The sequence below is a fragment of the Lentzea rhizosphaerae genome (genome assembly GCF_042649515.1).
Lineage (GTDB): Bacteria > Actinomycetota > Actinomycetes > Mycobacteriales > Pseudonocardiaceae > Lentzea > Lentzea aerocolonigenes.
The window spans coordinates 64,244-71,437 of record NZ_JBHRZI010000001.1 but is presented as its reverse complement, the minus strand read 5'-3'; the positions used below and the strand labels follow the sequence as shown (position 1 = coordinate 71,437).

Below are 7,194 nucleotides of genomic sequence, written 5' to 3'. Positions count from 1 at the left end.
GGTCATCCTGACCGACCGCGCGATCGACTCCGACGACACGTCGCTGTACAAGACGTTCCTGGGTTCGGACTTCGTGGAGGAGGGCCGCAAGGCCGGTGACTGGATGGTCGCCAACGCCAACGGCCCCACCAACGTCGTCGAGCTGCAGGGCACCACCGGTGCCGCCCCGGCGATCGACCGCAAGAAGGGCTTCGAGGAGAAGATCGCCTCCAAGCCCGACATCAAGATCGTGGCGTCGCAGACCGGTGACTTCACCCGCTCGGGTGGCAAGCAGGTCATGGAAGCCTTCCTGAAGTCCCAGCCCAAGATCGACGTCGTCTACGCGCACAACGACGACATGGGCCTGGGTGCGATCGAGGCGATCAAGGCCGCGGGCAAGGTGCCCGGCAAGGACATCAAGATCATCACGGTGGACGCGGTCAAGGACGGCATGACCGCCCTGGCCAACGGCGAGATCAACTACATCGTCGAGTGCAACCCCCTGCTGGGCAAGCAGCTCATGGAGCTCGCCAAGAAGGTCGTCAAGGGCGAGGACGTCCCCGCACGGGTCGTCACCGAGGAAGGCGCCTTCAACCAGGAACAGGCCAAGGCCGCACTCCCCACGCGCCAGTACTGATCCCACCAAAGACTGCGGGACCCGTCGCTCTGCCCAAGTGGCGACGGGTCCCGCACCCCAATGACGAGGGTCCCAGCCATGACCGAGTCACCGTCACCGGTCGTCGAGATGCGAGGCATCAGCCTCGCGTTCCCCGGCGTGAAGGCGTTGCAGGACGTCGACTTCCGGCTGTTCCCCGGCGAAGTGCACGCTCTGATGGGCGAGAACGGCGCCGGCAAGTCCACCCTGATCAAGACCCTGACCGGCGTCCACCGGCCCGACAGCGGGCAGGTCGTGCTGGCGGGCACCGACGTGGCGTTCTCCTCCCCCGGCGAGGCGCAGAAGGCCGGGATCAGCACGGTGTACCAGGAGGTCAACCTCTGCGCGAACCTCACGGTCGCGGAGAACATCCTGCTGGGCCGCGAACCACGGAAGTTCGGCGGCATCGACTTCCCCGCCATGCGCAAGCGCGCGGCGGAAGTGCTGTCGCGCATCGGTGTGCACATCGACCCCGCGTCGAGCCTCGGTGAACACCCGATCGCGGTGCAGCAGCTCGTCGCCATCGCCCGCGCGATCACGATCGACTGCCGGGTGCTCGTGCTCGACGAACCGACGTCCAGTTTGGACGCCGGCGAGGTCGCCGAGCTCTTCCGGATCATGCGCGTGCTGCGCGACGAGGGCGTCGCGATCCTGTTCGTCTCCCACTTCCTCGACCAGGTCTACGAGATCTCCGACCGCATGACGGTGCTGCGCAACGGAACTCTCGTCGGCGAGCACCTCAGCGCGGACGTCGACCGCCGGGCGCTGATCGCCCAGATGATCGGCCGCGACCTCGGCGCACTGGAGGCGATCGAGGAAGCCGCGGAGAAGCACCAGGCCGACGGACCCGTGCTGGTGCAGGCGGAAGGACTCGGCAGGCGCGGCGCGATCGAACCGTTCGACCTCGACATCCGCGCGGGTGAGGTCGTCGGCCTCGCCGGACTCCTCGGCTCCGGTCGCACGGAACTCGCACGGCTGCTCTTCGGCGCCGACAAGGCCGACTCCGGCAGGCTCCTCGTCGACGGCAAACCGCTGCACCTGCGCGGCCCGCGATCCGCGATCGCCGCCGGCATCGCGTTCAGCTCCGAGGACCGCAAGGGCGAAGGCCTCGTCGCCGACCTCAGCATCCGCGACAACCTCGTGCTGGCCATGCAGGCCGCCCGCGGCTGGACCCGCCCGCTCTCCCGCCGCGTGAAGGACGAACTCGTCGAGAAGTACGTCGCGGCACTGGACATCCGGCCCGCCAATCCCGACGCGCTCGTCCGCACGCTCTCCGGCGGCAACCAGCAGAAGGTCCTCCTGGCCCGCTGGCTCGTCACCGAACCACGACTGCTCATCCTGGACGAACCGACCCGCGGCATCGACATCGGCGCCAAGGCCCAGATCCAGCAACTCGTCACGACCCTCGCCGCGGAAGGCACCGCGATCCTGTTCATCTCCGCGGAACTGGAAGAGGTCGTCCGCATCGCCGACCGGATCGTCGTCCTGCGCGACCGGCACAAGATCGCCGAGCTGGACGGCAGCGCGAGCCTCGACGAGGTCGTCGAACTGATCGCCGGCGGTGCCGCACCGGAGAAGGTGGCCTCATGAAGAACCGGTTGCTCTGGCCGCTGATCGCACTCGCGGCACTGCTGGTGCTCAACCTCGTCGTGACGCCGTCGTTCTTCGCGTTGCGCATGCAGGACGGTCACCTCTACGGCGGCCTGGTCGACGTGCTCAAGAACGGCGCGCCGACCCTGCTGATCGCCCTGGGCATGACGCTGGTCATCGCCACGCGCGGCATCGACCTCTCCGTCGGTGCCGTCGCCGCGATCGCCGGCGCGGTGACCTGTGTCCACATCGGATCCTCCGGTGACGCCGGCACGGCGTTCGTGGGCATGGCGATCGCGCTGGTGCTCTGCGCGGTGCTGGGCCTGTGGAACGGTTTCCTGGTCGCAGGACTCGGCATCCAGCCCATCATCGCCACCCTGGTCCTGATGACCGCGGGCCGGGGTGTCGCCATGCTGGTCACCGAAGGCCAGATCATCACCGTCAACAACGACCCGTACCGCCAGGTCGGCGCCGGGTTCGTGGTCCTGCCGATCTCGATCCTGATCGCCCTCGCGGTGCTGGGCCTGGTCGCCTTCACCACGCGCAAGACCGCACTCGGCATGCTGATCGAGTCGGTCGGCGTCAACCCCGAGGCCTCCCGCCTCGCCGGAGTGAAGTCCAAGACGATCATCTGGACCGTCTACGTGTTCGCCGCGGTCTGCGCGGGCATCGCGGGCCTCATGATCAGTTCGAACGTCAGCGCCGCCGACGCCAACAACGCCGGCCTGTGGATCGAGATGGACGCGATCCTCGCCGTCGTCATCGGCGGCACCTCGCTCGCCGGTGGCCGCTACTCGCTGACCGGCACCCTGCTCGGTGCGCTGATCATCCAGACGCTGACCACCACCGTCTACACGATCGGCGTCGCACCCGAGGTCACGCTGGTCTTCAAGGCGGTCGTCGTCATCGCGGTCTGCCTCGTGCAGGCACCGAAGGCCCGCGCCGCACTCAGCTTCCGGAAGGTGGCCGTCTCATGACCGCTCTCGCACAACGAGTGCCGTCACGGTTCCTCCCCGTCCTCGCGACCGTGGTGCTTTTCGTCCTCGCCTTCGGGGTGGGCTCGGTGCGGTACGACGGGTTCGCATCGGGGCAGGTCATCGCGAACCTGTTCATCGACAACGCCTTCCTCATCGTGCTCGCCGCCGGCATGACGTTCGTCATCCTCAGCGGCGGCATCGACCTCTCGGTCGGCTCCGTCGTCGCACTGTCCACAATGGTCACCGCGGCCGGACTCCGCGCAGGCTGGCCAGTCCCCCTGGTCATCATCGCCGTCCTGCTGATCGGCTCGACGCTGGGCCTGCTGATGGGCCTGGTCATCCACAAGTTCGACATCCAGCCCTTCATCGTCACCCTCGCAGGCATGTTCCTCGCCCGCGGCCTCTGCTTCCTCATCAGCGTGGAATCCGTGTCCATCAAGGACACCACCTTCCGCGACGTCGCCACCGCCGTCATCGAACTGCCCGGCGGCGTCACGATCACCTACAACGTGATCATCGCGCTGCTGGTCGTCCTCGCCGCCCTCTACGTCCTGCACCGCACGCGCTTCGGCCGCACGGTCTACGCGGTCGGCGGCAACGAGCAGTCCGCACTGCTGATGGGGCTCAAGACGTCACGGGCCAAGGTCGGCGTGTACGTCATCAGCGGTTTCTGCTCCTCGCTCGCGGGTCTGCTGTTCAGCCTCTACATGCTCTCCGGCTACGGCCTGCACGCGGTCGGCATGGAGCTCGACGCCATCGCGGCGGTCGTCATCGGCGGCACGCTGCTCGCGGGCGGCGTCGGCTACGTGCTCGGCGGGCTGGTGGGTGTGCTGGTGCTCGGCACGATCCAGACACTGATCTCGTTCCAGGGCACGCTCAGCTCGTGGTGGACGAAAATTGTGATCGGTGTCCTGCTGCTGGTCTTCATCGCCGTGCAGCGAACTATGATGCGTGGCCGCTTCCGTTCTCTCGCCTAGGAGTCAAGTGCTGTTCAGACGGTGGCCTGTGGCCGCAGCGCTCGCGTTGGTGGTGGCTGTGGCCGGTGTGGTGGGCGTGGTCGCGCTGCGCGGCCAGCCCGGTGTCACGGGTGAGGCCGTCGCCGCGGCTGGTGTGAGCGCCGCGGCCGACCTCGGTGAGGCGACGTCGGTGCCGAGCAGCTCGGCGAGTGCGGCAGCAACGACGACCACCACCACCACGACGACGACGACCGCACCGCCGAAGCCCCCGACCCCGGCCGCCGCACCCCTGGCTGGAAAGCTCCAGCCGGGCGTGAGCCGCACCGGGGTGGCGACGTTCTACGACTCCAACGGCAGCGGCGCGTGCTCGTACGACGCGAGCCCCGATCCGCTGACCGCGGCGATGAACTGGTCGGACTACCAGGACTCCGCGGCGTGCGGCGCGTACGTGCTGGTCAAGGCCGCCAACGGCAAGAGCATCACCGTGCGGATCACGAACCTCTGCCCCGCGCCCTGCCGGGTCGGACAGCTCGACCTGAGCGCGGAAGCGTTCGCCCAGCTGGCGCCACCCGTCCAGGGTGAAATCCCGATCACCTGGACGCTCGTCAGCCCGGCGCTGTCGAAGAAGATCTCGATCCGCTACAAGACCGGCTCCAGCCAGTACTGGTGCGGCATCCAGGTCATCGACCACCGCAACCCGGTGGCACGGCTGGAAGTCCAGGCCGGCGGGCAGTGGAGGCAGCTCAAGCGCGCCGAGTACAACTACTTCCTCTCCGAGAACGGGGCGGGCTGCGGCGGTCAGGTCGCGGTCACCGACCTCTACGGCGAACGCCTGGTCGTGAACGCGCTTCCGGTCAAACCGGACGTGGTCCAGCCCACCACCGTGCAGTTCGCCCAGCGCTGAGCGGGCGGGGAATGAGCTCCACGGCCAGACTGTTGATCGTGGACATGGCAGACGAGACCGTGGAGCTCAGCCCCACCGAGTGGGTGCAGAACCAGACGAAGAAGATCCTGGAGACGGGAACCACCGAGGGCATCAAGGTGCTCGGCAAGCCGATCGTGCTGCTGACCGTGCGCGGGGCGAAGAGCGGCAAGCTGCGCTACACCCCGGTCATGCGCGTGGAGCACGACGGCAGCTACGCCGTGGTGGCGTCCAAGGGCGGCGCACCCGAGCACCCCACCTGGTACCACAACATCAAGGCGCACCCTGAGCTCGTCCTGCAGGACGGCACGGTGGTGAAGGACTACGTCGCCCGCGAGGTCGACGGCGCCGAGCGGGCCGAGTGGTGGGAGCGGGCCGTGGCGGCCTACCCGTCCTACGCCGAGTACCAGACCAAGACCGACAGGCAGATCCCGGTCTTCGTGCTCGACCCGAAGTGACGGGCAGGCCGCGCCGCGGCTACCAGCCGAGGGAGAGCCCGGCGAGGTAGTCGCCGAGCTTCGTGGCGATCAACCTGTGGTCGCGCGCCGAGAAGTGCCAGTCGCACCCGAGCAGGTCGAGCGCGGAGTCCGCGAAGTTCCAGTACCGGACTCGGCTGTCGCCCTGGTTGGTGCGGTCCTGCACGACCTGGCGCGCGGCGTCGGCGAACGCACCGGACGCCTGCGGCACGCCCACGATGATGGTCGTGCCCGAGCCGTAACGGGTGCGCAGCTTCTCCAGGAAGGCGACGTAGGCGGACCGGTACGCCGCCACCAGGCTCTCCTGGGTGGACCACTGCTCGCCGGGCCTGAGCGCGGTGGAGAAGTCGTTGGTGCCGAGCCCGACCACGACGACCTGCGGCTTCCAGGTGCCGGGGTTCTGCCACACGTCGCCGTCGACGTGCAGCAACGCCCGGTCGTAGTAGGTGCGGTAGCTCGTGCCGGCGTCTCCGCCGTTGTAGTTGCGCACCATGCCTCGGCCGGAGAACGCGTTGACCTGGTAGTCGGCGTTCAGCGCGCGGGCGGTGAGCGCCCCGAAGCTCACGTCGGTGTTGGTGTTGCGGGCGACGCCGCCGTTCGAGGAGCAGTCGCGGGTGGTGGAGAGGTTGCCGTAGCCGGCGGTCAGCGAGTCGCCGATGAACTCGATCTGCCGGGACCGGGCCGCGGGCTTGGCCAGGATCGACCCGCCGCTCGCGGCGACGAACCCGCCGAACTCCCCCGCCGCCCACGGGCTCTCGGTCCGCTTGACCAGCCGGACGCGGTGCTCGGCGTTGCTCAGGTTGTTCACCCAGTGCGTGACCTTGCCCGGCGTCACCAGCGTCGCGACGGTCGTGCCGTCGACCTGGACGTCGTAGTCGTTGTTCGAGTCGTTCAGGACGACCCCGACGCCGGTGCCGCGGAACCGGCCCTCGAAGTAGACGCCGGGCCAGCTGTACTGCCCGGACTTGGTGACGCGGCCCGCGGTGTGCGCCTGGGCCAGACCGTCTGGAGGCGGCGCGGAGCCCGTGCAGGAGGTGCCGTTGAGCGCGAAGTCGGCGGGGGCGGGGCTCGTCGAGCCGTTCACGACGAAGCCGATGCCGGCGCTCGCGCCGGTGGCGAGCGAGCCGTTGTAGTTCACGTTGTCGACCGCGACCTGCGCGCCGGTCTGGCGCACCGTCCCGTTCCAGATCTGCGAGACCGTCTGCCCGCCGCCGAACGACCACGTGAGACGCCAGGAGGTGACCGGGTCACCGAGGTTCGTGACGTCCACCTTGGCGATGAAGCCGCCTTGCCACTCGTTGGTCACCTCGTAGGCGACCTTGCACCCGGCGGCGGCAGAGGCCTGCGGGACGCTGATCGTGACTGCCGCCAGCGCGGCGGTGAGGACGGCCGCGGCCGCCGACTTGGACCGGTACACCCGAGATCCTCCGTGCATCCACTGTGGACGGTTGGGGAAGCGTGCGCGAGAACGCTTCCACTGGACCGTAGCGTCGAATCCCGCCGAATCCGAGGGTCTTCGACGTTCGACGATCGCGGTCGAACGGCGTCGAAGTCGCGTCGATCTCCATTTCGGACAGTTGGACACGAACTCGGCGCATCGCCGGGTGGACTGTTCCGTCGAACGGGTGAACGTGCATGA

Annotated in this window: 7 protein-coding genes; 6 read left to right on the top strand and 1 reads right to left on the bottom strand. The window is 68.4% G+C overall.

Annotated elements, in window-relative coordinates:
- From ACFOWZ_RS00275 to ACFOWZ_RS00250, 6 genes are all read left to right on the top strand, one after another.
- Nucleotides 1-616: substrate-binding domain-containing protein (locus tag ACFOWZ_RS00275; RefSeq protein WP_382366955.1), on the top strand; the 616-nt coding region annotated here is incomplete at its 5' end.
- A gap of 78 nt (nucleotides 617-694) precedes the next feature.
- On the top strand, nucleotides 695-2,224 hold the full coding sequence (locus ACFOWZ_RS00270; protein ID WP_382366953.1) for a sugar ABC transporter ATP-binding protein: 1,530 nt from the start codon (nucleotides 695-697) through the stop codon (nucleotides 2,222-2,224).
- The gene (locus ACFOWZ_RS00265; RefSeq protein ID WP_382366951.1) at nucleotides 2,221-3,201 is read left to right on the top strand and encodes an ABC transporter permease; all 981 of its coding nucleotides are present in this window, start codon (nucleotides 2,221-2,223) and stop codon (nucleotides 3,199-3,201) included. Before ACFOWZ_RS00270 ends, ACFOWZ_RS00265 begins: the two co-directional genes overlap by 4 nt.
- Nucleotides 3,198-4,178, top strand: a complete 981-nt coding sequence (gene yjfF, locus ACFOWZ_RS00260; protein ID WP_382366949.1) for a galactofuranose ABC transporter, permease protein YjfF — start codon at nucleotides 3,198-3,200, stop codon at nucleotides 4,176-4,178. Before ACFOWZ_RS00265 ends, yjfF begins: the two co-directional genes overlap by 4 nt.
- A 7-nt stretch (nucleotides 4,179-4,185) precedes the next feature.
- Nucleotides 4,186-5,061, top strand: coding sequence for an expansin EXLX1 family cellulose-binding protein (locus ACFOWZ_RS00255; RefSeq protein WP_382366947.1), 876 nt, complete (start codon nucleotides 4,186-4,188; stop codon nucleotides 5,059-5,061).
- Between the two features lie 44 nt (nucleotides 5,062-5,105).
- Nucleotides 5,106-5,537: a nitroreductase family deazaflavin-dependent oxidoreductase gene (locus ACFOWZ_RS00250; RefSeq protein ID WP_382366959.1), complete on the top strand. Its 432-nt coding sequence runs from the start codon at nucleotides 5,106-5,108 to the stop codon at nucleotides 5,535-5,537.
- A gap of 19 nt (nucleotides 5,538-5,556) precedes the next feature.
- Here the strand turns inward: ACFOWZ_RS00250 and ACFOWZ_RS00245 are convergent, their stop codons facing one another.
- Nucleotides 5,557-6,972 carry a cellulose binding domain-containing protein gene (locus ACFOWZ_RS00245; RefSeq protein ID WP_382366945.1) on the bottom strand — a complete coding sequence of 472 codons (1,416 nt, stop codon included), beginning with the start codon at nucleotides 6,970-6,972 and terminating at the stop codon, nucleotides 5,557-5,559.
- Nucleotides 6,973-7,194 lie beyond the last annotated feature (222 nt).